Annotated in this window: 19 protein-coding genes, 4 tRNA genes and 1 riboswitch; of the genes, 11 read left to right on the top strand and 12 right to left on the bottom strand. The window is 69.8% G+C overall.

Annotation, left to right across the window (positions count from 1 at the left end; all coding sequences use genetic code 11):
• The first annotated feature begins 471 nt into the window (after positions 1-471).
• The 3 genes from trmB to AC3EUV_RS29640 all read left to right on the top strand — a co-directional run bounded on the left by trmB (position 472) and on the right by AC3EUV_RS29640 (position 3202).
• Positions 472-1335: a tRNA (guanosine(46)-N7)-methyltransferase TrmB gene (gene trmB, locus AC3EUV_RS29650; RefSeq protein WP_432144399.1), complete on the top strand. Its 864-nt coding sequence runs from the start codon at positions 472-474 to the stop codon at positions 1333-1335.
• A gap of 28 nt (positions 1336-1363) precedes the next feature.
• Positions 1364-2632: a PrsW family intramembrane metalloprotease gene (locus AC3EUV_RS29645; protein ID WP_435604261.1), complete on the top strand. Its 1269-nt coding sequence runs from the start codon at positions 1364-1366 to the stop codon at positions 2630-2632.
• Between the two features lie 111 nt (positions 2633-2743).
• The gene (locus AC3EUV_RS29640; protein WP_435604260.1) at positions 2744-3202 is read left to right on the top strand and encodes a very short patch repair endonuclease; all 459 of its coding nucleotides are present in this window, start codon (positions 2744-2746) and stop codon (positions 3200-3202) included.
• On the opposite strand, the gene AC3EUV_RS29635 is transcribed toward AC3EUV_RS29640, so the two are convergent.
• The 4 genes from AC3EUV_RS29635 to AC3EUV_RS29620 all read right to left on the bottom strand — a co-directional run bounded on the left by AC3EUV_RS29635 (position 3143) and on the right by AC3EUV_RS29620 (position 8550).
• Positions 3143-4432: a DNA cytosine methyltransferase gene (locus AC3EUV_RS29635; RefSeq protein ID WP_435604259.1), complete on the bottom strand. Its 1290-nt coding sequence runs from the start codon at positions 4430-4432 to the stop codon at positions 3143-3145. The genes AC3EUV_RS29640 and AC3EUV_RS29635 overlap by 60 nt on opposite strands.
• A gap of 181 nt (positions 4433-4613) precedes the next feature.
• Positions 4614-6428 carry a DEAD/DEAH box helicase gene (locus tag AC3EUV_RS29630; protein ID WP_435604270.1) on the bottom strand — a complete coding sequence of 605 codons (1815 nt, stop codon included), beginning with the start codon at positions 6426-6428 and terminating at the stop codon, positions 4614-4616.
• 8 nt (positions 6429-6436) lie between these two features.
• Entirely contained in the window at positions 6437-7846 is a 1410-nt protein-coding gene (locus AC3EUV_RS29625; protein ID WP_435604258.1) for a ParB N-terminal domain-containing protein, read from the bottom strand.
• Positions 7847-7863: 17 nt separating this feature from the next.
• The gene (locus AC3EUV_RS29620; RefSeq protein WP_435604257.1) at positions 7864-8550 is read right to left on the bottom strand and encodes a hypothetical protein; all 687 of its coding nucleotides are present in this window, start codon (positions 8548-8550) and stop codon (positions 7864-7866) included.
• Positions 8551-8761: 211 nt separating this feature from the next.
• Between AC3EUV_RS29620 and AC3EUV_RS29615 the strand changes: the two genes are divergently transcribed.
• Positions 8762-9592 carry a hypothetical protein gene (locus AC3EUV_RS29615; RefSeq protein WP_435604256.1) on the top strand — a complete coding sequence of 277 codons (831 nt, stop codon included), beginning with the start codon at positions 8762-8764 and terminating at the stop codon, positions 9590-9592.
• Between the two features lie 111 nt (positions 9593-9703).
• Positions 9704-10006: a hypothetical protein gene (locus AC3EUV_RS29610; protein WP_435604255.1), complete on the top strand. Its 303-nt coding sequence runs from the start codon at positions 9704-9706 to the stop codon at positions 10004-10006.
• Between the two features lie 118 nt (positions 10007-10124).
• On the opposite strand, the gene AC3EUV_RS29605 is transcribed toward AC3EUV_RS29610, so the two are convergent.
• Together AC3EUV_RS29605 and AC3EUV_RS29600 are read right to left on the bottom strand one after the other, a co-directional pair.
• The gene (locus tag AC3EUV_RS29605; RefSeq protein WP_432144395.1) at positions 10125-11093 is read right to left on the bottom strand and encodes an aldo/keto reductase; all 969 of its coding nucleotides are present in this window, start codon (positions 11091-11093) and stop codon (positions 10125-10127) included.
• 115 nt (positions 11094-11208) lie between these two features.
• A complete protein-coding gene (locus tag AC3EUV_RS29600) occupies positions 11209-12312 on the bottom strand; it encodes a M23 family metallopeptidase (protein WP_432144394.1) in 1104 nt (367 codons plus the stop codon).
• 11 nt (positions 12313-12323) lie between these two features.
• A riboswitch (cyclic di-AMP (ydaO/yuaA leader) is annotated at positions 12324-12478 on the bottom strand.
• A gap of 283 nt (positions 12479-12761) precedes the next feature.
• On the opposite strand from AC3EUV_RS29600, the gene AC3EUV_RS29595 reads away from it, so the two are divergent.
• Complete coding sequence (locus AC3EUV_RS29595; protein ID WP_435604254.1) at positions 12762-13880, top strand: DUF2332 domain-containing protein; 1119 nt, start codon at positions 12762-12764, stop codon at positions 13878-13880.
• A gap of 111 nt (positions 13881-13991) precedes the next feature.
• Here the strand turns inward: AC3EUV_RS29595 and AC3EUV_RS29590 are convergent, their stop codons facing one another.
• The 5 genes from AC3EUV_RS29590 to AC3EUV_RS29570 form a co-directional block, all read right to left on the bottom strand.
• Positions 13992-15128, bottom strand: a complete 1137-nt coding sequence (locus AC3EUV_RS29590) for a PP2C family protein-serine/threonine phosphatase (protein WP_435604269.1) — start codon at positions 15126-15128, stop codon at positions 13992-13994.
• 322 nt (positions 15129-15450) lie between these two features.
• Positions 15451-15526, bottom strand: a tRNA-Lys gene (locus tag AC3EUV_RS29585).
• Between the two features lie 178 nt (positions 15527-15704).
• Entirely contained in the window at positions 15705-17849 is a 2145-nt protein-coding gene (locus AC3EUV_RS29580; RefSeq protein ID WP_435604253.1) for a DEAD/DEAH box helicase, read from the bottom strand.
• A gap of 246 nt (positions 17850-18095) precedes the next feature.
• Positions 18096-18659 carry a hypothetical protein gene (locus AC3EUV_RS29575; protein WP_432144391.1) on the bottom strand — a complete coding sequence of 188 codons (564 nt, stop codon included), beginning with the start codon at positions 18657-18659 and terminating at the stop codon, positions 18096-18098.
• Positions 18660-18925: 266 nt separating this feature from the next.
• Positions 18926-19276, bottom strand: coding sequence for a metallopeptidase family protein (locus AC3EUV_RS29570; protein WP_432144390.1), 351 nt, complete (start codon positions 19274-19276; stop codon positions 18926-18928).
• Positions 19277-19396: 120 nt separating this feature from the next.
• On the opposite strand from AC3EUV_RS29570, the gene AC3EUV_RS29565 reads away from it, so the two are divergent.
• The 4 genes from AC3EUV_RS29565 (at position 19397) to AC3EUV_RS29550 (ending at position 21432) form a co-directional block, all read left to right on the top strand.
• Positions 19397-21076 (top strand): metallophosphoesterase family protein, encoded by a 1680-nt coding sequence (locus AC3EUV_RS29565; protein WP_432144389.1) that lies wholly within the window; start codon positions 19397-19399, stop codon positions 21074-21076.
• Between the two features lie 82 nt (positions 21077-21158).
• A tRNA-Glu gene (locus tag AC3EUV_RS29560) sits at positions 21159-21231 on the top strand.
• A 48-nt stretch (positions 21232-21279) separates the two neighbouring features.
• Positions 21280-21354, top strand: a tRNA-Asp gene (locus tag AC3EUV_RS29555).
• A gap of 4 nt (positions 21355-21358) precedes the next feature.
• A tRNA-Phe gene (locus AC3EUV_RS29550) sits at positions 21359-21432 on the top strand.
• A 50-nt stretch (positions 21433-21482) separates the two neighbouring features.
• On the opposite strand, the gene AC3EUV_RS29545 is transcribed toward AC3EUV_RS29550, so the two are convergent.
• Positions 21483-21713, bottom strand: a complete 231-nt coding sequence (locus tag AC3EUV_RS29545) for a hypothetical protein (RefSeq protein ID WP_435604252.1) — start codon at positions 21711-21713, stop codon at positions 21483-21485.
• A gap of 240 nt (positions 21714-21953) precedes the next feature.
• Here AC3EUV_RS29545 and hrpA point away from each other — a divergent pair, with 240 nt between their 5' ends.
• A complete protein-coding gene (hrpA, locus tag AC3EUV_RS29540; RefSeq protein WP_435604251.1) occupies positions 21954-26057 on the top strand; it encodes an ATP-dependent RNA helicase HrpA in 4104 nt (1367 codons plus the stop codon).
• The last annotated feature ends 69 nt before the right edge of the window (positions 26058-26126 follow it).

The raw sequence follows: 26126 nt of genomic DNA, 5'->3' as shown, positions 1-26126 counted from the left end.
CTACGGGTGGCGGAAAGGGCGCGCCACCCGGTCCGGGCTGTCCCGGTCCGGGCTGTCCCTGCGGCTGATACCCGGGCCCTCCCATGTACGGGCCGGGCTGCTGCCCCTGTGGCGGGACGGGCGGGGGCGGAGCGGGGTGGCCGGGTGCGGCCTGGCCCGGAGCGGGGTGCCCCGGTGCGGCCTGGCCCGGAGCGGGGTAGCCGGCGGGCGGCATTCCCGCGGCTCCCTGACCCGCCGGAGGCGGCCCCTGTGGATACTCGGCGCTTCCCTGGCCACCCTGCGACACGATGAACAGTCCCCCGGTTTGGTTTTGCCACGTCGACCCCGCATCGTATGCGCGCCACTACACACCGCGCCAACCCCGATTCCACCGGGGATTTCCCCCCTTCCGCCCCGCCATCGCCTGGGAAGTCTGGGTTCGCCGCCGGCCCCTCCGCCGCCTCTCTCCGCCCCCGTAGAATCGGACGCACTGTGTCCGAGAACCCCACCACTCACGCCCCCGCCGCTGCGGAATCAGACGCTCCGGAAGCCGCTCCCGGGGCCCCCGCCGCGCAGGAAGCACCCGACCTCGGGGCCACCGCGGTCTCGGCCGCCGCACCCCGGCGCGGGGAGCCGATGTTCCCCGACGGGACGGGGCCCGCGGCCGACCCCGCGGGGTCCCATCACGAGCGGCGGATCCGCTCGTTCCAGCCGCGCCGCAGCCGGGTCTCGCCCGGCCAGGCCGATGCGCTGCGCCGCCGGTGGGGGACGTGGGGCCTGGACATCGACGGGCTCTCCCGTATCGATCTCGATGCCTTCTTCGAGGGGCGGCCGGTCGTCCTGGAGATCGGCTTCGGCATGGGGGAGGCCACGGCCCAGATGGCCGCCGCCGACCCGGACACCGGAATCCTCGCCTGCGATGTGCACACCCCCGGGCAGGGCAATCTGCTCCGTCTCGCAGAGCAGAACGGTCTGTCCAACATCCGGGTGGCCAACGGTGACGCGATCATCCTGCTGCGCGAGATGCTGGCCCCCGCCTCCCTCGCCGGTCTGCGCGTCTATTTCCCCGACCCCTGGCCGAAGAAGCGCCACCACAAGCGCCGCCTCGTCCAGCCGGAGTTCATCGCCCTGGCGACCACCCGGCTCGCGCCCGGTGCCCAGGTCCACTGTGCGACCGACTGGGAGCCGTACGCCGAGCAGATGCTGGAGGTGCTGTCCGCCGAGCCGACGCTGGAGAACCTCCACCAGGGCTTCGCGCCGCGTCCGGACTTCCGCCCCCTCACCCGCTTCGAGGGCCAGGGCCTGGACAAGGGACATACCGTCCACGACCTCCTCTTCCGCCGCCGCGACACATAGCGCGAAGCCCCCTCGTTAGGGTCGATGGGTGTACCCGTCCCAGCCGCCCCCGTACCCGCCCCACGCGCCCGCCCCGCCCCCGTACACACCGCACACGCACAAGCCCGGCGCCGCGCACGCCCGCCGCCGGACGCCGCCCTGGCGCAGCAAGACCCTCCGCGCGGTCGCCCTGGTGTCGCTGCTGGCGCTCTCCGGCGTGATCATCATCGGCATGGTCCGCCAGGAGACCGGCACCGAGGGCTTCCTCGTCGGACTGGGTCTCGCCGTCTTCCCGGTTCCGCTCCTGGTGGCGGCGTTCTGCTGGCTCGACCGCGTCGAACCCGAGCCCTGGCGCAACCTCGCGTTCGCCTTCACCTGGGGCGCCTGTGCCGCCACGCTGGTCGCGCTGCTCGCCAACGGCTTCGCGACCGACTGGCTGGCCGCGAACATCGCCTCCACGTCGGCCTCCGAGGCCGAGGCCTGGGGCGCGACGGTGATCGCCCCGGTCGTCGAGGAAGTGGTCAAGGCGGCCGCCGTGCTCTTCCTCTACCGCTTCCGGCGGCGCGACTTCGACGGCATCACGGACGGCATCGTCATCGCCGGCATCACCGCCACCGGTTTCGCCTTCACCGAGAACGTCCTCTACCTGGGCAACGCCTTCGGCAAGGATCAGTCCCTGGGCCACTCCGGCCTGGACTCACTCACCGCCGGCACCTTCTTCCTCCGCATCATCGTCTCCCCCTTCGCCCACCCGCTCTTCACCATCCTCACCGGCCTCGCGTTCGGCATCGCCGCCACCCGCTACCCCCGCCGCCGCGCCGCCCGCCGCGCCCTCCCCCTCCTCGGCCTGCTCACCGCCGTCCTCCTGCACGCCATCTGGAACGGCGCCTCCGCCCTGGGCGACCTCGGCTTCCTCATCGTCTACGGCCTCTTCATGGTCCCCGTCCTCATCACCCTGACCTGGCTGGCGATCTGGGCCCGCAACCAGGAACTGCTCACCCTGCGCGGCTACCTCACCCCCTACATCACCGCCGGCTGGCTCACCCCCACCGAACCCACCGCCCTCTCCTCCCTCAAAACCCGCGCCCTCGCCCGCGACATCGCCCGCACCACCCAGGGCCCGGCCGCCGCCCGCGCCGTCACCGAGTACGCCACCGTCGCCACCACCCTGTCGTTCCATCGTCGGCGGGCTCATCTCCTGGGACCTTCCCCCGACTTCGCCACCCGGGAGCAGCACTTGCTGGAGCACTTGCGGGAGTACCAGGCTTGGGGGCGGGTGGCGTTGGTGGAGGCTTGGCACGACAGCAGACACAGCTAGGAAGGGCTGTCCTGGGTGCTCGCAGCGGTGGCATGGGGGGAGGTTCGTGAGACCGCAGAGCGCGTCCGGCCACCCCTCACATGCACCACAGGCACCGCTACGCTCGGAGATGTGCCCGATGACAGTGAATGGACAGCGCCAGAGGGGTCCTGGGCCTCGTCGGCTGCACGCCGCCGCAATATGCAGGCGATCCGCAGTCGCGACACCAAGCCCGAGCAACGGATCCGCCGTCTGGTCCACGCTCAGGGCCTGCGCTATCGCGTCTCCGCCCGCCCGCTGCCGGACCTCCGGCGAACCGCCGACATGGTCTTCCGTCCGGCGAAAGTCGCGGTGTTCATTGACGGCTGTTACTGGCACGGCTGTCCGGAGCATTACGTCCCGCCAAGGACGAATTCCGGTTACTGGTCAGAGAAGGTGACCAGAAATGTCACTCGGGATCGCGATACCGATCAGCAGCTGACCAGCGCGGGCTGGCTCGTACTCCGGTTCTGGGAGCACGAGCCAGCGGAACTATGCGCGGACAAGATCGCCGCTACGGTCATCCAGCGACGCTTCAGCGGAGGCAACTGACACTTCCAGCACCTCGGCAATCTCCGGCTGCTGGAAAGCGCGCTTCCCCCTCCTCGCGCCCAGCCGCTCAATCTGCAGGCCCGCAAGCAGCTCTTCACGGCACTCAGGCCGCAGCACAGAAGCAATAGCCTGGCCGACAGCCTGAGCTACCGGCGGAGGGAAGGCATTCCCCACCTGGCGGTATTGCGCCGTTTTGCCCCCCTGAAACTTCCAGGTCGGCGGGAAGTGCTGGATGAGGGCAGCCTGCTGGACAGTCAGCATCGGCCCTTGAGGGCGCAGGAATTCGCGTTCAAGATGCTTGTCCCGGTCGATGCGCTTCACGCTGTCGATATCGTCCGCAACCCCTAGCCCATTGACACCCAAGGCACGCCAGGCAGCCTTAGCCCTGCTCGGCCCCAGGTCAGCACCACCGTGCTTCTTTGACCCACCGACGAGCGTGGGTGCTACAGTCCCCGGCTGGTCTGCCTTGTCACGCCACGCTTCGTAGGCATCCTTAATCCGGTCGACGTCACCCGGAAATTCTTCGATCAGACGGTCGCGGCGATACTCCATCGTCTTTTCGAGAGCTCCGAAGACATTATCTTTCTGCTCCGTCACACCGACTGGCCACGGGAATTCATCAATCCCCAGCCCCGCCTTCTTTCGGTCCTCTTCGCGAATAGCCACGAAGATCGAACGCGGCCGCAGCTGGGGAACGTTATAGTTGCGCGCCTCAAGGAGATGCCAGCCGCAGAACCAGTAACCCATCCCTTCGATGCTCTTGATGATCGAATTGCAGTATTCGTCGAACTTTGCGTCCATGATGCCGCGCACATTTTCGATCATCACGGCTCGGGGCTTAAGAGAATCGATCAGTCCGACCATGCGCGGGAACAAGTCCCGCTCATCGTCGCCGCCGAGCTGCTTCCCGGCCACCGAGAAGGGCGGGCATGGCACCCCTCCGGCCAAGAGGTCAAGCTCATTCTCTTCAAGCCCTCTGCCGCCAAGAGCAGCCATCGCTCGATGGGCATCGAACTCTGAGACGAGATCCTCATTCAGCGCCTCGCAGTCACCCCACCCTTCGTCCTGAGAAAGGTTCTTCTGAAGTGTGGCGTGCGCGTGCTTGTCGATCTCGACTAGAGCAAGGTGCCGGAATCCCGCCCCATGCAAGCCGAGTGCCTGCCCCCCTGCTCCTGCGCAGATCTCGATCGAGGTCAGCAAAGCGCTCTCGTCACGGCTGCTCGCGCCCATGGGCGTCGGTCCTCCTGGTGTGGCTCAAAGCAGATTCTCAAGTGTCGCAGAGTTCTCGGCTGCCGCTCACGAATCGCAGCTGCCCGGTGGTCTGCTGTCAGCACCAGAAGTTTCCCAGCACAGGTCAAGTCCGCTCCTGGCAGGGCCTCCTGCCAGGAGCGGACTTGCCTGCGACAGGGCGCTAGCCGCGGCCGATGTGCTTGAGCATCGCCCGGATATCCTGCGCGTCCAGGCCTCCGGCCATGGGCGGTGCCTCCTGCAGATCCGCGAGTTGCTGGACGGACGGGTCATCCAGCACCCTGGCCATGAAATCCAGCTTCTGCTGCAGACGGACTGCCACCACTTCGTCCACCGTCTCCTGGGCAGCGAGAACGGTAACCCGGGTCTCGACACCAGGCTCCAGTCCAAGCCGGTGGATACGGTCGAGACTCTGCAGATACCGGCCCGCCATGAAGTCCCGGTCCACGTAAACGGCGTCATGGCATACCTGGTGCAGGCTGATGCCCTCTCCGAGCGTGGCCGGGTTCGATACCAGCACCATGCAGTCCGGATCCTCGCGGAACCGCCGCAACTGCTCCTCGCGGTCGGGCGTCCCGCCATGGACGACCGCCGGTTCGAAGTTCTCCAGCAACCTGCCCAGCGACGTCAGGCTCCGCACAAACGTCGACCACACCAAGGTCTTGCGCCCCTGCGCAGCATTGGCCGCCACAATCCTCGCGGCTTCCGTGTACTTGGGGGCCAGCTCGTAGCTGGGGAGCTCCTTCAACAGCTCGTAGAGGGAGTCATCGTGCGGTATCTCCAGCGGGGGAAGGCGGTACTCCACTGGTTCGTACCTGCTGCTCCCTTCGAGAAGCAGCGCCGGATTGGTCGCCGCCATCAAGAGCCGGAGGGCGGACTTGCCGAGGGCGGCGAAGTCATCAGCGGAGGGCTCGGCCCGCGCCGACATATCGCCCACAAGCGCCTGGTAGATCTCCCCGTGGAGCGGAGACATCTTTACGGGAACCATCACCGGCTCCAGAGGCGGAAGCTCCAATTCGTGCTTGGTGGTCCGCGTGAAAAGCGGACGGAGCGCGGAACTCGCATGCGCCAGGTCGCCGTCCGCAACCGCCTGGGCAACGGAGCGCTGACCATAACCAGGCCAGACGAAGCCCAGCAGGTTCTCCAGATCCTTGGCGCCGTTCGGTGCCGGCGTTCCCGTCAGGATCAGCCGTCGCCTGGCCAGCGGCCCCAGAGTCATACACGCCGCACCGTATGTGCCACGTGAGCCAAGCTTCATACGGTGCGCCTCGTCCAGAATGATCATGGATGGGGCATCTTGCAGCCAGGCAGCCAGAAACGGCAGCGAGCGGTCCAGCCGCTCGTAATTGACGATGAGGATCTCGGCCCACTGATCGCGGGCGGACTCCAGAAGCATCGGGCGAGGGCGGTTGCGGAAGCACGCACCGCTTTCGTAAAGCCACGACTCATAAGCCGACTTCGGGCTGACGACCATGAGCCGGCTCACCTCGCCCTGCTCCTTCATCGCAGCGTAGACAGCCAGCCCGACCCGGGTCTTCCCGGCCCCCGGAACGCTGAAGTTGGCGCCATGCCGGAGTGACAGCAGCTTCGCGATGTCCCGCTGCTGGAATTCTGTGAGCGAAGCGGTCCAGTTGCTGCCCAGCAGGCCCGCGACCTCGCTTGCCGCCAGCCGGTGCTGGGCGTCCGGCGCTTCCAGCTCCTTCCGCACCGTTTCCGCGTCCTGGACGCTGGAGGCGACCAGGTACCTGAGCTCTGGGTCCCAGCTGACACCTTGAGGGTCGGACCAACTGCCGACGGCGCTGAGCTGAGAAAGAAGGTCATCAATCTCAACGATCACAGCGAGGGGGCCGAGCTGGCCGCCCGAGCGAAAACGGGCAGCCAGCTGGACAAGTTCAGAGCGGTGTTCTTCAGTCGTCCTGAGGACAACCTTCGTGTGTGACGTGTCGAAACCGAGGTGCAGCGTGACGCCGCTGCCCATCTCTGGCATCAGTCACGTCCCAGAGACGCGGCCTCAAGCAGCCACCTGACGCCTTCTCCGGGCTCGTGGGAGCCGCGGCCGGCCTGCTGCGCCAGCTGCCGAAGACTGTCCCTCAGCTTGAGGGCTGCTTCGTCAAAGGCCGATTCATCCAGGCTGTGGGAGGCGCGCGCCTTCACCAGCTCGCCCACGCATAGTTCGATCGCTGCACAGGCGTCCATCAACCGCTCGGGCGCGATCTGCTTCCGCTTGCGCAGTCGCGCGTCACGTCCTGCCCGGTCGATGGCCTTGTCGAAGGCGTTACGCACATCGTCCTGCAGCAGTTGCGCCCCGCGCTTCTCCTCCTCGGTCGTCTCCGACGCCGCAACACATGCCTTGGCCTGGAGGACACGCCGGTTGAGCTCACGCGCAGCGGACACCCTGGAAGACGCTCCCGGGACGGAAAGACCCAGGCCAGGTACCGAAATGCTCTCCTCCTGCTCCACCTCTGGCACAAGACGAGGAGGAAGCACGGACGACAGATAGTACTCCTGGAAACCTTCCTCGATATGCCGGACGTCCGTCTTGGAGAACCCCAGGGTGATCGCTGCCATGCGGGTTTCCTTGAGGGCTTCCGCCCGGTCAGGATCGGATGCGGCGAGCTTGCTGAAGTCGCGGTGCAGCTCCTTCAGCTTCTCCTGGTGGTCCTCGAAATCGACCAGCCGCAGCGTGGCCTTCCCGATTTCACTGCGCTCGATCTGATCACGGACCACCCGCAGGATCCACCGCTCCTGGTCGTAGGTCTTGACCTGGATCCGGAACGCCTTCGCGATGGCTTCAGGCGTGCGTCCCAGGCTCGCCTGCTCTTCCATAGCCAGGAGCCGGTTGATGTACGAGTAGTCGCGGCGGTGGTCCTTGCGCAGCTGCAGCGACAGTTCCACCGCATTGATGTCAGCCCACGTGAACGATTCGGGCAGGACGCCCACACGCATGGACACCGCGCCAAGCTCATTCAGCGCTGCTGCCCGGGTGTTGCCATTGACCAGGATGCCCTGGTGGGTGATCAGTCCCGGGTCGTTCTGCCCGTATTCCTTCAGGCTCTCCTTGAGCTTGTCGAAGGCGGGGTCGCGCCGGGTTGGATCGGCCGGCTCCGCCTTCAGCAGCTCATCGAGGTACTCCTGCCCTGTCTCGCCCCATGGCTCGGCCCGAAGCGCCATGTCCTTCTTGGCGTCATGAGTCCGCTGCGCACGGATCCGGTGGGTGGCCGGGTTGTAATAGAGCCCCAGGAGAGGCAGATCGATGACCTCGACATTGAGCGGCTGGCCGTTCCAGTCCACCGTCACGGTCTCCCGCGTGCCCCCGCGGTTCTTCACCTCTTCCAGGCGCTTCTTGATCAGGTCATTGAACTCGGCCGCCTTCGGCGGCGGCGGGAATTCCTGCATGGTGTACCCCAACCCCTCTACTGGCTCTCGCCGCAAACCGCCTGCTTGACGGCCTCACGTGCCTCCGTCGGCAACGTCCGGTACGTTCCCCACAGCTTCTCAAGGAGGCTGTACGTGCGCTGGTCCGCATCGATCCACTGAGCGAGCACCTTCCGCTCAACAGGGCCGAGGCTCTCCACGCTCCGCATAAAGTCAGCCACGTCAGCCTCGCTGCCCCGGTTCCCCACCCGGCACCGGTTGCATTCCGTGACCAACTGCTGCTCCGTAGAGCCATCAACGAGCTTTACCTGGCGACGCGCGATGTCCAGCTGAGCAGTTCCGCGGCCATCGCCAAAGGTCTCGCCAGCCCCCACTCCACAGCTGCGGCACAGATAGCCGTCGGCCCTCATCGCATCGCTGCGCTGAGTAGCGGTCAGGCGCGTCTGCGGCTTCGCCTTCCCCTTACCAGGCAACCACACGGGCTCGCCCTCTGCCACGAATCGATGCTCGTTGCTGTGGAGACTCGGGTCCTCCCGGTTCGTGTCAATCACCCAGCCCGCGTCGCGGAGATCGCGCATGCGGCGGTCGATCTGTGCGACACCGGGAAACGCCTCGCGCATGGCCGTCTTCGTGAACGGCTGCCCCTCACCGACGACTTCTACGAGCCACCGGGCAACACGAACCTTGCTTCCCTTCGATGCGTCCTGCCAGGACGGCACGTTCATAACGGCCCCACCCTTCTGCTGACAACAAAGCCCAACTCGGCCGCTGTGGAGGAACTACGGCGGCCGGTGCGTGGGTTCCATATCAGCGGCCCCGGCCCGCGATTGCGAGCAGACGGCAGAGTTTCCCGGACAAACGCAACAATGGAATTTAGTCTTGCCCCCACTGGCACTACGACGAAGGCGGGGGCACATGGCGCGACAGGGACGTCGTGTGGCTGCGATTGACCCGGGGCTGCCTGCTGGCAACAAGAAGCTCGCCGAAGCGCTCCGGGCAATGCGCCCGATGCTGCCGACAGGCCTGGAGACCTACACTGCGATCGCCGCCCAAGCCGCCAAAGATTGCAACAGCGAACACTTGAGCAAGACGACCATCTCCCGCTATTTCAGCGGCAAGTTGATAGCGCCTGGATGGTTTATCTGCTGGTTACATGCGACGATGCAGCTCGGACGGCACGCTGGAACCCCTCCCCCACTCGAAGACCTGCTGGTCCTGCAAAGGTCAGCAAACAATCCGACTGACTGCTCCGGATGCAACAGCCTTATCAGGGAACTCGGCCGCAGCGAGGCGGAACGCCTGACGGCTACGAGCCGGAGATGGCATCTTGAGCGCATCCTCGCCGAATGCCTGGACAGGGGCCGCAGAGCCGGTTCAGGAGCCGGCGGCCAGGCACGTCCGGCATCACGCCACAGGCCGCCCATTACCCTGCCGGTCCCCTACCACCGCGCGGACCGGCAGGATGAAGTGAACGACATCCGCGCCGCCGACTACGTCACCGTGCGAGTATCCGCGCTTGCCAGCCAGCAGAATCACCACGAAGCGACCGCGGCACTCAGCAATGCTGCGGCTGTGTTACTGCCAGCGGAGGTAGCAGCCGTGGTTGTCTCCCTGCGCGGCCGGGAAGTCGACGACGAGGCGGAGACCCTTCTTCAGGGGTACGCACGAGACCAGTCCGCCAACGACATCATGAGCCTTGCATGCAGCCTGCTGGAGTACGAGCTCTTCTCTGACGCTGAAGTACTGCTCCGCGCGGCGGTCAAGTAGCTGCGGCAGAAGCCGGCCGGCCCGTCAAGTTGGAGTAATCCGAACGCGCCTCCTCCCCCCGCCCCGCGGACATAGGGTCGGGAGAGTTGTCCCCTCAGGGAGGTCATGGAGATGGTTCGGGTTCCCCCGGCCGCAGTTGCCGCAACCGGCCTAGTAGGCGGCTACGCCGTCGCTCGCTGGAGCAAGAAACGGCCCCTCGGCGGGGTGGCGCTGGCGGCGGCTGGGGCCGTGGCGGCGCGGGAGTGGCAGCGCAAGGCGGGGAATGTGACGGCGGCTGCGTTGAGTGGGGTGTATGTGGCGGCGTTTGCCGGGTCGCATCCGTTGGCGAAGAAGATCGGGACCTGGCCTTCGGTGTTCGCGGTGGCGGGTGGGGTGGCCGCCGCGTCGTGGGCCGTGGTGGATCGCCGGAAGTAGGGCGGAGGAGGGGACGGGGAGAGGGAAGAGGGAGGAAGCGGGCGGGCGCAGCTCGCATTCTCCCGCTCGGGGGAGGAAGCGGGCGGGCGCAGCTCGCTTCCAGTCCCCCGGAGCTGGGTCAGGCGGAAGCCTCGTCCAGCAGCTTGAGTTCGTCCTCCGTCAGCGTCACCTCCCCCACCGCCAGCAAGGCCGGGAGCTGTTGCACCGTGCGGGCGCTCGCGATCGGTGCCGCGACGGTGGGCTGGGCGGTGAGCCAGGCGAGGGCGATGGTGGCGAGTTCGGCCTCGTGGGCGGTGGCGACGGTGTCGAGGGCCTGGAGGATGCGGCGGCCGCGGTCGGTGTCCGCGTACTTGGCGGCGCGTCCGGAGCGGGCGCTGTCGACATGGGTCCCCGGGCGGTACTTGCCGGTCAGGAAGCCGGAGGCGAGGGCGTAGTAGGGCACGGCGGCCAGGTCGTGGCGGGCGGCGACCTCGGCGAGTTCGCCTTCGTAGGTGTCGCGGGAGACCAGGTTGTAGTGGGGCTGGAGGGCGACATAGCGGGCCAGGCCCTCGCGGGCCGAGCAGGCCAGGGACTCCTCCAGGCGCTGCGCCGAGATGTTGGAGGCGGCGATCTCGCGGACCTTGCCGGCCCGGACGAGGTCGTCGAGGGCGGTGAGGAACTCCGGGACCTCGACCGACTCGTCGTCGTAGTGGGTGTAGTAGAGGTCGATGTAGTCGGTGCGCAGACGGGTCAGGGAGGCGTCGACCGCGGACTTGATGGTGGCGGGGGACAGGCCCTGGTAGCCGGGGAGGGCGCCGACCTTGGTGGCGATGACGACCTCGGAGCGGTTGCCGCGGGAGGCCAGCCAGTTGCCGATGACGGTCTCGGATTCGCCGCCTTTGTTACCGGGGACCCAATACGAGTAGGCGTCGGCGGTGTCGATGAAATTGCCCCCGCCCGCCACATACGCGTCGAGCACGGCGAAGGACTCGGCTTCGCCGGCCGTCCAGCCGAAGACATTGCCCCCGAGCGACAGCGGGGAGACGGAGAGCGAGCCGAGAGGCTTGCGGGTGCTGCGGGCGTCTGGGGTGCTGCGTGTCGCGGTCATGCGTTGTTGCAGCGCCGGGGGAAGAGGAGTTATTCCTTCCTCTTCCCCCGGTCGGCAACAACTTCTCTCGGACCCTTACGGGTTGAGGGCGTGGTTCAGGCTTCGAGGCCCTCGGTCACACATTGAGCCCGTGGTCGCGGAGCCACGGCATCGGGTCGATCGGGTCGCCGGCGCCGGGGCGCACCTCCAGGTGGAGGTGGGGGCCGGTGACGTTGCCGGTGGCGCCGACGCGGCCGATGACGTCGCCGGTGCTGACCTTGCCGGAGGTCTTCAAAATCGAGGAGAGGTGGCAGAACCAGAGTTCGGTGCCGTCGTCGAGGGTGAGGACGATGCGGTAGCCGTACGAGCCGGCCCAGCCGGCCTGGGTGATGGTGCCGGAGTGCACCGCCTTGATGGGGGTGCCGGTCGGCGCGGCGAAGTCCTGTCCGGTGTGGTCGGCGGCCCAGCGGTCGCCGGCCTGGCCGAAGCCGGCGGTGAGCGTGTAGGAGGACACGGGGGCGATGAAGCTCTTCGCCAGTTTGGCGAGGCGTTCGGCCTCCGCCTTCCGCCGGGCCGCTTCCTCCGCCTTGCGCTTGGCCTCCATCTCGGCCGCCTTCTTGGCTGCTGCGGCTTTCTCGGCCGACTTCTGGTGGGCGGCGGCTGCCGTTGCGGCCTGCTGGACGGCGGCCTTCTCGGCGGCCTCGCGCGCGTCCTGCTCGGCGGAGCCCTGCTGCGCGTCGGCCTGCTGGAGGATGCGGCTGCGCAGCGCCTCACCGGCGCCCGCGGCGTTACCCGTGTCCGCGCCCGTGGAAGCGGCGGTGACGGCACCGCCGTCGGGAGCCGAGGCGGCGTCGGTGGCCGCGGAGTCGTCGTCGGATATCAGGTCGCCGATGCCGGGAAGCTCCTTGGCGTCCGGCAGCTTCTCGGAGAGGTCGTCCGCCATGCCGCCGATGTCGGGCATCGAGATCGGCACCGGCGGACGGCCCTCGGCCGAGGCCATGCCGCTCGCGCCAACCGCCGCGATGACACCGACACCCAGGACGGTGCCGCTGCGGGCGAAGCCGCCGCCGCGCTGCTTGGCGACGCGGTGCTTGCCTCGAACGGAACGGGTGGATTCCTCGGTGGGATTCCATTCCTCCCACGGTCCGTCGCCGTCCTCGGCACCGGGGCCGGGGAAGGCACCTCGGTCATCGAGCTCGTAGGCGAACGGGTCCTCGGGGGTAGGCCTGTTGGACGCCACGGGGGCGCACTCCTTTCCTTCCTTCTCGCCTACCGGGTTAGCTGACGGGTTCGGAGCAGGAAGGTCTCCTACGGACGCCCACTGGCGGAGGGCGTCCGATTCACCCCAAGGAAGTGGTTCCCCGGTTCCCTAGGTGCAGTTCGAAGTGCTTGGGGGTGCGTGAAAAGCGCGTGCGGGATTCGGCGTCGGCGCGCGGTGCCGCCTCGGGCGACGGCTGGGACGACCGCGCTGCGTTATCGGACAGTAATAGAGACGGCGACCGAATTCCAAGCGTTCCCACGAATCCGTATGCGCTCCGGGCAAGCCGCCGCGCGACGTTTTCGGCCAGCAGTGCAGCAATCCGGGCGAGTTGCCCGCCGGCCCTAAACGATCTTTCGCGGATTGTGTGCCAGTCGTTATGCGCAGGGGTGCCCCTCAGCTACGGAGGGTGAGAGCAGTAACGTCGGATCATGGTCGTCAACGTCGGGAACACCGGGAACGCCGGACGGGCTGCCGGTAACGCGTGGGGAGTGGCGGAGCGGTACGGGGAGTTCTCCTGGCGGGAGGCGCGCGGCCGGTCGGCCGCGCACGAGGAGCTGAGCGCGCGGATCAGCCAGGACGCGGAGTTCTGCGATCTGCTGTCCGGCTCGCTGCCCGCCGGCAACAAGCAGCAGCCGGACCTCCTGCTCGCCGCCGTCCGCTATCTCGACGGCCCGCACGCCGAGACGGGCCCGCGCGGTGCGGCGGCGTACGGGCGCTGGCGCGAGTGGACGATCCGGCACTGGGACGAGGTGCGCGCGGTGATCATGCAGCGCGCCACCCAGACCAACGAACCGGCCCGCTGCGCCACCCTGCTGCCGCTGCTCGCCCGTCTGCCGCAGCCGCTGGCGCTGCTGGAGGCCGGCGCGTCCGCGGGGCTGTGTCTGCACCCCGACCGCTATCGCTACCGCTACGAGGCCAGAGGCGAGGACGGGCCGCCCCGCCGGGCCGAGCTGGGGGCACCGGAGAGCCCGCTGATGTTCACCTGCCGTACGGGAGGGGCGGCCGACGAGCTGCCCGAACGGATGCCGCAGATCGTCTGGCGGGCCGGTATCGACCTGGACCCGCTCGACCCGGCCCGCGAACCGGACGATCTGCGCTGGCTCCAGGCGCTCGTATGGCCGGGCGACGGGGAGCGTGCGGCACGGCTGTCCGCCGCCGTCGAGGCGGTGCGGCCGGCGCCGCGGCCGCGGATGGTGCGCGGCGACCTGATCGACGAGCTGCCCGCGCTCGCCGCCGAGGCACCGTCCGGGGCGACGCTGGTCATCTTCCACAGCGCCGTGCTGGGCTATCTCCCGCCCGCCCGCCGCGAGGAGTTCGCGCGTCTCGTACGGTCGCTGCTCGACGGGCGGCCCGGCGGCGGTCACTGGATCTCCAACGAGCACCACTCCGTGCTGCCGTGGATCACCGACTCCGCACCCCACGCGCCCCGCCCGGACGACGCCCTGCACCTGACCCTCGCGCTCGACGGACGCCCGGTCGCGCTCACCGGCCCGCACGGCCGGAGCCTGCACAGCCTCTCCGGCGCGAGGGGCGGCCCGGGGCGCTGAGCGGGGCCGGGGGACGGCCCGGCTCCCGTACGGCACCCTGTACGCCCGCTTGTCCCCCCTACACCGGCCCGCCCCCAATAGGCCCCCGCCAAGCCCCCTACGGTCCCCCGCCTACGCCCCCATGGGCCGCTGCACCGCCAGCAGCGCCATGTCGTCGGCCGGCGCCCCGCCCGTATGCCGTGCCACATCCTCGACGAGGGTGTCCACGAGGACGTCCGGGCCGGGGAAGCGGCAGCCGCGCAGTTTGCCCGACGGGCTGTAGTAGCGGCCGAGGAGGTCCCGGGCGCCGGTCACCCCGTCGGTGAAGAAGAGCAACAGGGCCCCGGCCGGGAAGAACGTCTCGTCCGGCCGGTCCGGCCGGCTCGCCATCTCGCCCAGCCCGAGGGGCGGCGCCGGCGCCTCGGGCAGCAGCTCACGCAGCCCGCCGTCCGGGGTGAGCAGCAGCGGGGACGGGTGGCCCCGGTTGAGCACCCGCAGAACGGACTGCCCGTTGGCGGGGATCTCGGCCAGGACGGCAGTGGTGAACCCCTCGGTCTGCTCCACCCCCTCGCGCCGCCCGCCCTCCCGCCGCAGCGCCCGCTCCAGCCGGCCCGCCACCGCCCCCAGGGTGCGCTCCTGTTCCGCCGCCTCACGGAAGGCGCCGATGACGATCACCGCGGTCCGCACCGCGTCCAGCCCCTTGCCCCGTACATCGCCGACGAGCAGCCGTACGCCGTGCGGGGTCTCCTGCACGGCATACAGGTCACCGCCGCTCCGGTCCGCCACCCGCGCGCCCACATAGCGGGCGGCGATGGCGAACCCGGCGAGCCGTTCGGGCGGCGTGGGCAGGACGGCGCGCTGGGCGGCCGCCGAGACGTCCCCCGGGGAAGCCGGGCGGACGTCGGCGCTCCGGACGATCCGGTTGATGCCGAGGGCCGTCAGAGCGACGAGCAGGACCATGACGGTCTCCGTCACCGACTCGACGTGGTCGTGCGCGGCGCCGCCGCGATAGAGGACGACCCAGATCTCGCCGAGCACGGCGGCCAGGGCCGTGAGCACGGTGCCGCGCAGCGCGAAGAGCGGCGCGGCGACCAGTGGGGCGGCCGAGAAGAAGGGGGCGGCGGTGTAACCGGCGGGCGTCACCGTGCCGAAGGCGACGCCGCCGCCGATCAGGAGGACGGGAAGCCGGCGCACCAGCAGCCGGCCGGACGACACCAGCCGGGCACGGCGCTCCCCGTCGCCCTCGGAGGGCGCCTCACCTCGGAGCATCCGCACCGGCCTCTTCCCCCTCCCGCCCGTCCGTACGGGACCGTCGTGCCGGTCGCCTCGACGTCCCCAGGCTTGCCGGTACGGGCCGGGACGGCGACTCATCGGGGTCCGGACGGGTCACGGGACCAGCCGGGAGGAGGTGGCGCGCGGGCGGCGCGGGAAGCCCAGGAGGAAACAGGGGCCGCCCCGCGCCCCCAAGCGCGGGGCGCTCAAGGGCATTTGAGCACCGCCCGGCACCCGCTCACGCCCGAGGGCCCGGACCGCGAACGGCCCGGGCCCTCGGGGCACCGCATCCGGCCGGACGGTCTTCCCGTCCCGCTTCTGGTGGGCCATCAGGGGCTCGAACCCTGAACCAATGGATTAAAAGTCCACTGCTCTGCCAATTGAGCTAATGGCCCGCACCGAGCAGCATAGCCCGAGGAGGTGCCGCAGCCCGAAGGCATTACGGATCAAGCCATCCGGCGGGGTGCCACGAGGCCGGCCGAAGGGCCCGGCGGGGCCTGCGGCGGGCCGTACAACGCGCGGGGCCCGCACGGCACTTGTGTGCGTACGGGCCCCGCGGATCAGCGTCGGTGATCAGCCGTTGCGCTTCCAGCGCGGCTTGTCCTCGCGACGGCCGAAGGAGCCGGTCGGGGCGCCACGGTGGTCGTCACGACGGCCGTAGGGGCGGTCGCCGCCGGAGCGGTGGCCACCGGTGGACGGACGGCCGCCGGAGCGGTCGTCACGGTTGAACGGGCGGTCGCCGCCGGCGGAGCGGTAGCCACCGGTGGCCGGACGGCCCGTGGTACGGCTGCCGGAGCGGTCGTCGCGGTTGAACGGGCGGCTCGGACGGTCGCCGCGGTCGCGGTTGAAGCCGCCACCGGCACGGTCGTCACGGCGCTCGAAGGAACGGCCACCGGAACGGTCGTCACGGCGGTCGCGGTTGAAGCCGCCGCCGGAACGGTCGTCACGACGGTCACGGTTGAAACCGCCACCGGAACGCTCGTCACGACGGTCACGGCCGAAACCGCCCCGGTCGTCACGACGGTCACGGTTGAAACCGCCGCCGGAACGGTCGTCACGACGGTCGAAGGAACGGCCACCGGAACGGTCATCGCGGCGGTCACGGTTGAAGCCGCCCCGGTCGTCACGGCGGTCACGGTCGAAGGAACGGCCGCCGGAGCGGTCGTCACGGCGGTCGCGGCGCTCGAAGTTGCCCCGGTCGTCGCGGCGCTCGTCGGCCGCGCCGGCCTGCGCCGGAACGGCGGCCTCGGCCACCTCGGCGGCGGCGGTCTCGGCAGCGGCGGCGAGCGCCTCGGCCGGGTCCTCACCGCGCTCGCGGGCGGCCCGGGCGGTCAGCCGGTCGGCCTCCTCGCGCAGCTCGGTGGCGCGGCGCTGAAGGCGCTCCAGCTCACGGGTGAGCTCGGCCACCTCGCGCTCGGCCTGCTTGGCGGAGTTGTTGGCACCGTCGGCCTGGACCTCGGTGAGCGAGCGCGCACCGGTGATCTTGGCGACGTCCTCGTCGAAGGCGCCGGAGCCGCCGACGATGTGGCGCGAGGCGTCCACGCCCGCGTCCTCCATCAGCCGGAAGATCTGCCGGCGCTGGTGCGGCAGCGACAGCGAGACGACGGTGCCGGACTGGCCGGCGCGGGCGGTACGGCCCGAGCGGTGCAGGTAGTCCTTGTGGTCACCGGCCGGGTCGACGTTCAGGACCAGGTCGATGCCGTCGACGTGGATACCGCGGGCGGCGACGTCGGTGGCGACCAGCGCGTTGACGTAGCCGTCCTTGAAGTCCGCGAGCACCCGGGTGCGCGCGCCCTGCGTCATGCCGCCGTGCAGCGCGTCCGCCTTCACACCGGACTCGACGAGCTGCTCGGCGATGCGGTCGGCGCCCAGCTGGGTGCGGACGAAGATGATGGTGCGGCCCTTGCGGGCGGCGATGGCGGCGGTGACCGGCGCCTTGTCCTTCGGCTTCACGACCAGGACGTGGTGGGTCATGGTGGTGACGTTGCCCTGGGCGCTGTCGACCTCGTGGCTGACCGGGTTGGTCAGGTAGCGCTTGACCAGGGTGCCGATCTCGTTCTCCATCGTGGCGGAGAACAGCATCCGCTGGCCGCCCTCGGGCACCTGGTCCAGCAGCTCGGTGACCTCGGGCAGGAAGCCCAGGTCGGACATCTGGTCGGCCTCGTCGAGGACCGCGACCTGGACGTTCTCCAGGGAGCAGGCGCCACGGTTGATGATGTCGCGCAGCCGGCCCGGGGTGGCGACGAGGATGTCGACGCCGCGCTCCAGGGCGTAGATCTGGTTGCCCATGGACGTACCGCCGCAGACGACCTTCATCTTCAGGCCGAGGACGTCGCCGTAGGGCTGGAGGGCGTCCGCGACCTGCATCGCGAGCTCACGGGTCGGGGTGAGGATGACGGCGCGCGGCTTCTTCTTGTCGGTGTGGCCGCCGGCGAGCTGCGCCAGGGTCGGCAGACCGAAGGAGAGCGTCTTGCCGGAGCCGGTACGGCCGCGGCCGAGGATGTCCTTGCCGGCCAGCGCGTCCGGAATGGTCGCGGCCTGGATCGGGAAGGGGGTGGTGACGCCGTTCTGCGCGAGCTTGCGGACGACGCCCTCGGGCAGTCCGAGGTCGGCGAAGGTGACGGTGTCGGTCTCGGGCGACTCGTCGACCGCCGTCACCTCGGGGTCCGTCTGCTCATCGATTGCGGGCATGACGGACTGCTCAGTGGAAATGGACATGCGAAATGCGAAACCTTCCGGAGTCTCGGCACGCGCCCAAACTCCGTGTGTTTCACAAGACCGCCTCTATGCGGTCAGCCACGGCAAGGGAGAGAACGCGCCACGCGGCGCGCTTCTGTTCTGGCGCCGGGCAAATGGGATCAAACGATCTACCACCATACGCACTCCGCCCCCCGGATGGCAAATGACCTTCTGGCCAGGCCCTCCGCGCCCCCGGACAAAGCTACCCGCTCCGCCCGGAACCCCTCACGCCTCCTCGTCGTAGGACTCCGACTCCGACGCCACCGGCGAGACGGGGGACGGGCCGGAGGCATGGGAGCTCGGCGGTGGCGGGGGGCTGCTCGGCGCCGGGGTCGGCTGCGCCGGGGGCGTACTGGGCGCGGACGAGGCCGGCGGGGTGGCCGGGCGGTCGGGGCGGGACGGCGAGGGCTCCGGACGGGGCCGCCCGCCATGGCCGCCGGAGCCGCCGTGGCCGGCGCCCGCGCCCGGCTCGGGGCCCGAGGGCTGCACCGGCCGGGACGGGGTACCGGGCTCGGACGGCTCCGGTGCCGCACTCTTCGACGCCTTGCCCGCCTTCTTGCCCTTGCCGTCGGCCGGATGCGCCCCGCCGGTGCGCCCCATCCGCCGCGGGCCGTCGCCGCGCCCGTCCACGGTCACCCCGTTGGGGCCGGACCAGCCGTCCTTCCCGTCGTGCCGCGCGGTGCTGTTGGACGGTTTCGGCTCCTCCGGGTCGCTCACGCTCATACAGCCGGCCAGCGCCGCGGCCAGCGCGGAGACAGCCACGGCCGCCGCGGCGGCGCGGGAGCGCACCCCCGACGGAGGGCGCGACAAAGGGGCGGGGGACGACGACGGGGACGGTGTCGGCGTCAGGGACGACGGGCGATGTGGGCTCGGGCGCACGGCGGGACCTCCGGATCCGGAACGCAGGGACGGCGGCACGGACGCCCTGCCCAACTCCCGCCCCCCACCTGAGGACACGCACCGGGCCCGGCCGATCGCGCCGGGCGCGCCTTCCGGGACGCACTCCCGCCCGGCCGTGGCCCTTCGGGTGCCCGGCAGCCCCTACGGGAGCACCCTCAGCCGTAGCCCAGCGCGTGCAGCCGCTCGTCGTCGATCCCGAAGTGGTGCGCGATCTCATGAACGACCGTCACTTCGGTCTCCGCGACCACGTCCTCGCGGGTGTCGCACATCCGCAGCGTCGGCCCCCGGTAGACGGTGATCCGGTCCGGCAGCACACCGGCGTACCACTCCCCCCGGTCGGTCAGCGGCGTCCCCTCGTAGAGCCCGAGCAGGTCGGGGTCGTCGGCGGGTGGTTCGTCCTCGACGAAGACCGCCACGTTGTCCATCAGCCGGGTCAGCTCCGGCGGGATCCGGTCCAGCGCCTCGGCGACCAGTTCCTCGAACTCCTCGCGCGTCATTTCCAGCACACCACCATTCTCCGCCACGGCGCCTCCCCACCGATCGTCGCGGCCCGCCCGCCGCACCGCAGCCCAACCGGAAGCGGCCGCTCCTCGCTTAACGGCGCCACGGCCGGGCATACGGGACCAATGGCCCGCGCAGCGCGCTCCCGGACACCGAACCCCGACGCCCCGCAAAGCCACCCGCACCGGCTGCTCCATACCGGCCTCGACGGCGTACGCGCCCTCCCGGCAGCCGTCCGCCGCCGCTACCGCTCCCGCCGTACGGCCCCCACCGCCACCCTTCTCGACGGCGCGCCGCACCGCCCCCTGGCGTCCGCCCTCGGTCTGATGGCCGTCACCGTCGCGGGCGCCTGGCTGGGGCTGCTGCTGATCGGCAGCCTCCGTGTCCCCGTCGGCCCGATGGACACCAGCATGGCGCTGCGCCCCTCACTGTCCGGCGGCACCCGGATCGAGGTCGCGCCGCTCGGCGACCTGGAACTGAGCAGCCACCACGCGCCCGTACGGCTCGATGTCGGCGTCGACCGGCTGGACCCGGTCCGCTCCCAGGCGCTGGTCGACCACCCCGAACGGTTCGCCGGTCTCCAGGCCGAGGTCACCCACGACGTCACCCGCGGCGCCCTGGGCCTCGCGCTGCACTCCTGTGCCGCCGTGGCCTCCGGCGCCACCGCGCTGGGCCTGGCCGTCTACCGCCGCCCGCGGCGCGCACTGGCCGCCGGCGGTCTGGCGCTCACCCTGCTCGGCGCCTCCGCGGGCACCGCGTACGCCACCTGGAACCCGGAGTCCGTACTGGAGCCGAAGTTCTCCGGCCTGCTCACCTCGGCGCCCTCGGTGGTCGGCAACGCCCGCAGCATCGTCAGCGAATTCAACGTCTACCAGCAGGAGTTGGCGCGCCTGGTGACCAACGTCACCAAGCTCTACGACGCCACCTCGACGCTGCCCGTCTACCAGCCGGACCCCACCACCATCCGCGTCCTGCACGTCTCCGACATCCACCTCAACCCCGGCGCCTGGCGGATCATCGCCTCCCTGGTGAAGCAGTACCGGATCAACGTGATCGTCGACACCGGCGACACCATGGACCATGGCTCGGCCGCCGAGAACCACTTCCTGGACCCGGTCTCCACCCTCGGCGCCCCCTACGTATGGGTACGCGGCAACCACGACTCCCGGGGCACGCAGAAGTACCTGTCCGGCCGCCGCCATGTCACCGTCCTCGACCACGGCAAGGTCACCCAGGTCGCAGGGGTACGTATCGCGGGCGTCGGCGACCCGCAGTTCACCCCGGACCGCTCCGTGGTGGCGGCCGGCGACCCCGCCGAGCGCACCGCCGGCGGCCGCCTCGCCGACGCGCTGCGCACCCAGCGGCTGGCCGGCACCCCCGTCGACCTCGCGCTGGCCCACAACCCCGCCGCGGTGACCGAGGCGGACGGCCTGGCCCCGCTGGCGCTGGCCGGCCATGTCCACCACCGGGAGAACACCCTGCTCCCCCAGGGCACCCGGCTGATGGTCGAGGGCTCGACGGGCGGCGGCGGGCTGCGCGCGGTGCACAACAAGAAGCCCGAGCCGGTCCTGGCCTCGGTGCTCTATCTGGACCGGAGGACGAAACGGCTCCAGGCGTGGGACGAGATCACCCTCGGCGGACTGGGCCTGTCCCGGGCCGAGGTCAGCCGCCATCTCCCCCATGAGAACCAACCCGGCGCCACGCCTTCGCCGTCCGGTTCACCGTCCTCCTCCGGCCCGTCCTCCGGGCCCTCGTCCCACCCTTCCGCGCCCCCGGCCAGGAGCCCGTCCGACCACCCCCGCTGAACCGTTTTGGCGAACGGTCCTCCCATCCCATATGCTTCTCACGTCCCCGACGGCGCCGGTAACGACGCCAAGGTGGCCACCAGCCCTCATCGTCTAGTGGCCCAGGACGCCGCCCTTTCAAGGCGGTAGCACGGGTTCGAATCCCGTTGGGGGCACGCAACACCGTGTGCGAGACTGGCTCACGCCGCTTTCGCACAATGCAAGGTCCTGTGGAGCAGTTTGGAGTGCTCGCCACCCTGTCAAGGTGGAGGCCGCGGGTTCAAATCCCGTCAGGACCGCTGCGGCTGGGTAGCTCAGTTGGTACGAGCGATCGCCTGAAAAGCGATAGGTCGCCGGTTCGACCCCGGCCCCAGCCACACCCTTTGGGAGAAGGCCCCGATTCCTCGAATCGGGGCCTTCTTCGTCGTTATCCGACGCCGGCTTCCCCGACGGCCTCGGCGGGCCCGCCCTCGGGCTGCCAGAAGATCAGCCGGGCACCGCCGGTGATCATCCCCGTCGCCGCCAGGCCCATCGCCATCTTCACCAGCCGCACATTGCCTTCCCAGTCGTGCGGCGCACCGAAGACCAGCCAGGCGCCCAGCGCGATACCGGCGACCATCATGACGATGCCCGCGATCCGTCGTATTCCCTTGTCCATAGGGGCATTCTCGTGGATGCGCGCGGGCTTCAGGGTCCATTTTCGGGCGCCTGCGCACTCCCCCGCGCCGGCTCGCACGCCCCCTCGCGGCCACCCGGATGGCGGTGGCGCCCGGTCGGGAAGTCGGTGGGTGCGAGAACCGGCCGGGACAGCCGAAGCATTGCCGGGCCGCACCGCACGGCGCCCGCGCGGGCAAATGGTTCGCCAGTCGTTTGCACGAGGTGAGATCCTGGGGGACGTATGTCCAGTCAGCCTGCCTCCGCCCTGCCCGACGGCTCTGCTCCCGCGCTGCCCGGCACCGCCGCTCCCGGCCTCTCCGACCTGCTGGAACGTCTTCCCGAGCTGATGCTGCGCGATCAGCAGCGGCTGGGGCGCCGGCTCGACGGCGCGCGCCGTATCCGTAAGCCCGAGGCCCGCGCCGCGGTGCTCTCGGAGATCGCCGGCGGTATCGACGAGGCGGAGCTGCGGGTCGAGCAGCGGCGCGCCGCGGTCCCCGAGATCACGTATCCGGAAGAGCTGCCGGTCAGCCAGAAGAAGGACGAGATCCTCGCCGCGATCCGCGACCACCAGGTCGTGATCGTCGCCGGGGAGACCGGCTCCGGCAAGACGACCCAGATCCCCAAGATCTGCCTGGAGCTCGGCCGGGGTATCCGGGGCCTGATCGGGCACACCCAGCCCCGCCGGATCGCGGCCCGTACGGTCGCCGAGCGGGTGGCCGAGGAGCTGAAGACCCCGTTGGGCGAGGCGGTCGGCTGGAAGGTCCGCTTCACCGACCAGGTCGGCGGGGACACCCTCGTCAAGCTGATGACGGACGGCATCCTGCTCGCCGAGATCCAGACGGACCGGGAGCTGCGCCAGTACGACACGATCATCATCGACGAGGCGCACGAGCGCAGTCTCAACATCGACTTCATCCTCGGCTATCTCGCCCAGCTGCTGCCCCGGCGCCCGGACCTCAAGATCGTCATCACCTCGGCGACCATCGACCCGGAGCGCTTCGCGCGGCACTTCGGCAGCTTCGCGTCCGTAGGGGCGGCGCCGGACCGCGACGGTTCCCGGGACGGCGCCTCCGGGAGCGAGGAAGAGACGAAACCGAGCGCACCGATCGTCGAGGTCTCCGGCCGGACCTATCCGGTGGAGGTGCGCTACCGCCCGCTGCTGGAGGAGGGCGGCCAAGACGCCGACCGCGACCAGATCACCGCGATCTGCGACGCCGTGGACGAGCTCCAGTCCGCCGGCCCCGGCGACATCCTGGTCTTCCTCTCCGGCGAACGGGAGATCCGCGACACCGCCGACGCGCTCAACAAGAAGGCCCTCCCGTTCACCGAGGTCCTCCCCCTGTACGCGCGGCTGTCGCACGCCGAGCAGCACCGCGTCTTCCAGCGGCACACGGGCAGACGGATCGTGCTGGCCACGAACGTCGCCGAGACCTCGCTGACCGTCCCGGGCATCAAGTACGTCATCGACCCGGGCATGGCCCGGATCTCCCGCTACAGCTACCGCACCAAGGTCCAGCGGCTGCCCATCGAGCCGGTCTCGCAGGCCAGCGCCAATCAGCGCAAGGGCCGCTGCGGCCGTACCAGCGACGGCATCTGCATCCGCCTCTATTCGGAGGACGACTTCCTCACCCGCCCCGAGTTCACGGACGCGGAGATCCTCCGGACGAACCTCGCCTCCGTCATCCTCCAGATGACCGCGGCCGGTCTCGGCGACATCGAGAAGTTCCCGTTCATCGACCCGCCGGACCGCCGCAACATCAAGGACGGCGTCGATCTGCTGAGTGAGCTCGGCGCGCTCGACACCCAGCAGAAGGACCCCAAGAAGCGGCTCACCCCGCTCGGCCGCAAGCTCTCCCAGCTGCCGGTCGACCCGCGGCTGGCACGGATGGTGCTGGAGGCGGACCGCAACGGCTGTGTCCGCGAGGTCATGGTCATCGCGGCGGCGCTGTCCATCCAGGACCCGCGCGAGCGGCCCGCGGACAAGCAGCAGCAGGCCGATCAGCAGCACGCCCGCTTCAAGGACGAGACCTCCGACTTCCTCGCCTTCCTCAACCTCTGGCGCTATGTCCGCGAACAGCAGAAAGAGCTGTCCTCCTCGGCCTTCCGCCGGATGTGCCGCAGTGAGTTCCTGAACTACCTCCGGATACGCGAGTGGCAGGACATCTACTCGCAGCTGCGTTCGGTCGCCAAGACCATGGGCATCCACCTCAGCGAGGAGGATGCGGCGCCGGACCCCATCCACACCTCCCTGCTTTCTGGTTTGCTTTCGCACATCGGCATCAAGGACACCGACGCCAAGAACGAGTATCTGGGCGCCCGCAGCGCCAAGTTCGCGGTCTTCCCCGGCTCCGCGCTCTTCAAGAAGCCACCGCGCTGGGTGATGTCCGCCGAGCTGGTCGAGACGTCCCGCCTATGGGCGCGGGTGAACGCGAAAATCGAGCCGGAGTGGATCGAGCCGCTCGCCCAGCACCTGGTCAAACGCACCTACAGCGAGCCGCACTGGGAACAGAAGATGGCCGCGGTGATGGCGTACGAGCGGGTGACGCTCTACGGCGTCCCGATCGTCGCCCAGCGAAAGATCACCTACGGCCGGATCGATCCGGAGACCTCGCGCGATCTGTTCATCCGCAACGCCCTGGTCGAGGGCGACTGGCGCACCCATCACCAGTTCTTCCATGACAACCGCAAACTCCTCGGCGAGGTCGAGGAGTTGGAGCACCGCGCCCGGCGCCGCGACATCCTCGTCGACGACGAGACCCTCTTCGACTTCTACGACCAGCGCCTTCCGGCGGACGTGGTCTCCGGCGCGCATTTCGACGCCTGGTGGAAGACGAAGCACCGCGACGAGCCGGAGCTGCTGAACTTCGAGCACTCGATGCTCATCAACGAGTCCGCCGAGGCCGTCACGAAGGACGACTACCCGGACTCCTGGCGGCAGGGAAAGCTGAAGTTCAAGGTCACCTACCAGTTCGAGCCGGGCGCGGACGCGGACGGTGTGACCGTCCACATCCCCCTCCAGGTCCTCAACCAGGTCTCCTCCGAGGGCTTCGACTGGCAGATCCCGGGCCTGCGCGAGCAACTGGTGACGGAGCTGATCCGGTCCCTGCCCAAGCCGATCCGGCGCAACTACGTCCCGGCACCGAACTTCGCGGCCCGCTTCCTGGACTCCACGGTCCCCCTTCAGGGCGCCCTGACGACGTCTCTGGCCGCGGGGCTCCAGCGGATGGTGGGCGTGCCCGTGGAGGCCGCGGACTTCGAACCGGCCAAGGTCCCGGACCACCTCAAGATCACCTTCCGGGTGGTCGACGAGCGGCGCCGCAAGCTCGCCGAGGCCAAGGACCTGGAGGCGCTGCGGCTGAAGCTCAAGCCGAAGACCCGGGCGGCCATCTCCAAGGCCTTCGAGCAGGCCGCCGAGCGGCCGGCCAGGGACCGCAAGGGCGGCGCGGACGGCAGCCCGGGGGCGGCCGGCCCCGAGCAGCGGACCGGGCTGACGTCCTGGACGATCGGCACGCTGCCGCGCACCTTCGAGACCCGCCGCGCGGGCCAGCCGCTCAAGGCCTACCCGGCGCTGGTCGACGAGGGCAGCAGCGTCGCCGTACGCCTCTTCGACACCGAGGCCGAACAGCTCACGGCGATGTGGGCGGGCACCCGCCGGCTCATCCTGCTCAACATCCCGTCCAATCCGGCCAAGTTCGCCCAGGACAAGCTGAGCAACCAGCAGAAGCTCGCGCTGTCCCGTAATCCGCACGGCTCCATCGCCGCGCTCTTCGAGGACTGCGTCACCGCCGCCGCGGACCGGCTGATCGCGGCCCGGGGCGGCCCGGCCTGGGACGAGGAGTCCTTCCGGAAGCTGTTCGACCAGGTCCGCGCGGATCTGGTGGACGTCACCCTGAAGACCATCCAGCAGGTCCAGGAGGTGCTGGCCGCCTGGCAGGCGTGCGAGCGCCGGCTGAAGGAGACGGCGTTCCCCTCGCTGCTGCCGTCCCTCACGGACATCAGGGAGCAGCTGGCGGCGCTGATCAAGCCGGGCTTCGTGACGGCGCACGGCGCCAAGCGGCTGCCGGACCTGATGCGCTATCTGGTGGCCGCCGACCGCCGTCTCCAGCAGCTGCCCACCAACGCCGAGCGGGACCGCACCCGGATGGCGAAGGTGAAGGAGATGCAGGACGAATACGCCTGGCTGCTGGAGCAGTTCCCGCCGGGCCGCCCGGTGCCGGCCGCGGCCCTGGAGATCCGCTGGATGATCGAGGAGCTCCGGGTGAGCTACTTCGCCCACGCGCTGGGGACCGCGTACCCGGTCTCCGACAAGCGCATCGTGAAGGCGGTCGACGCCGCCGCGCCGTAGGAACCCGGCCCGCCGGTATCGAGTTCGACCGCACCCCCTGACCTGCTGTACAGTCTTGCTTCGCAGCCC

The organism is Streptomyces sp. bgisy130, from assembly GCF_057708345.1.
Note: the sequence above shows the minus strand (reverse complement) of the source record. Positions and strands in the feature narration are given on the sequence as shown.

What these genes read in the sequence shown, in the direction of transcription:
- AC3EUV_RS29635 (WP_435604259.1), bottom strand. Translation starts at nt 4,432, where the DNA reads ATGGGCGCGAGCAGCCGTGACGAGAGCGCTTTGCTGACCTCGATCGAG.
- AC3EUV_RS29630 (WP_435604270.1), bottom strand. Translation starts at nt 6,428, where the DNA reads ATGGGCAGCGGCGTCACGCTGCACCTCGGTTTCGACACGTCACACACG.
- AC3EUV_RS29625 (WP_435604258.1), bottom strand. Translation starts at nt 7,846, where the DNA reads ATGCAGGAATTCCCGCCGCCGCCGAAGGCGGCCGAGTTCAATGACCTG.
- AC3EUV_RS29620 (WP_435604257.1), bottom strand. Translation starts at nt 8,550, where the DNA reads ATGAACGTGCCGTCCTGGCAGGACGCATCGAAGGGAAGCAAGGTTCGT.
- AC3EUV_RS29610 (WP_435604255.1), top strand. Translation starts at nt 9,704, where the DNA reads ATGGTTCGGGTTCCCCCGGCCGCAGTTGCCGCAACCGGCCTAGTAGGC.
- AC3EUV_RS29605 (WP_432144395.1), bottom strand. Translation starts at nt 11,093, where the DNA reads ATGACCGCGACACGCAGCACCCCAGACGCCCGCAGCACCCGCAAGCCT.
- AC3EUV_RS29595 (WP_435604254.1), top strand. Translation starts at nt 12,762, where the DNA reads ATGGTCGTCAACGTCGGGAACACCGGGAACGCCGGACGGGCTGCCGGT.
- AC3EUV_RS29590 (WP_435604269.1), bottom strand. Translation starts at nt 15,128, where the DNA reads ATGCTCCGAGGTGAGGCGCCCTCCGAGGGCGACGGGGAGCGCCGTGCC.
- AC3EUV_RS29580 (WP_435604253.1), bottom strand. Translation starts at nt 17,849, where the DNA reads ATGTCCATTTCCACTGAGCAGTCCGTCATGCCCGCAATCGATGAGCAG.
- AC3EUV_RS29565 (WP_432144389.1), top strand. Translation starts at nt 19,397, where the DNA reads ATGGCCCGCGCAGCGCGCTCCCGGACACCGAACCCCGACGCCCCGCAA.
- AC3EUV_RS29545 (WP_435604252.1), bottom strand. Translation starts at nt 21,713, where the DNA reads ATGGACAAGGGAATACGACGGATCGCGGGCATCGTCATGATGGTCGCC.
- hrpA (WP_435604251.1), top strand. Translation starts at nt 21,954, where the DNA reads ATGTCCAGTCAGCCTGCCTCCGCCCTGCCCGACGGCTCTGCTCCCGCG.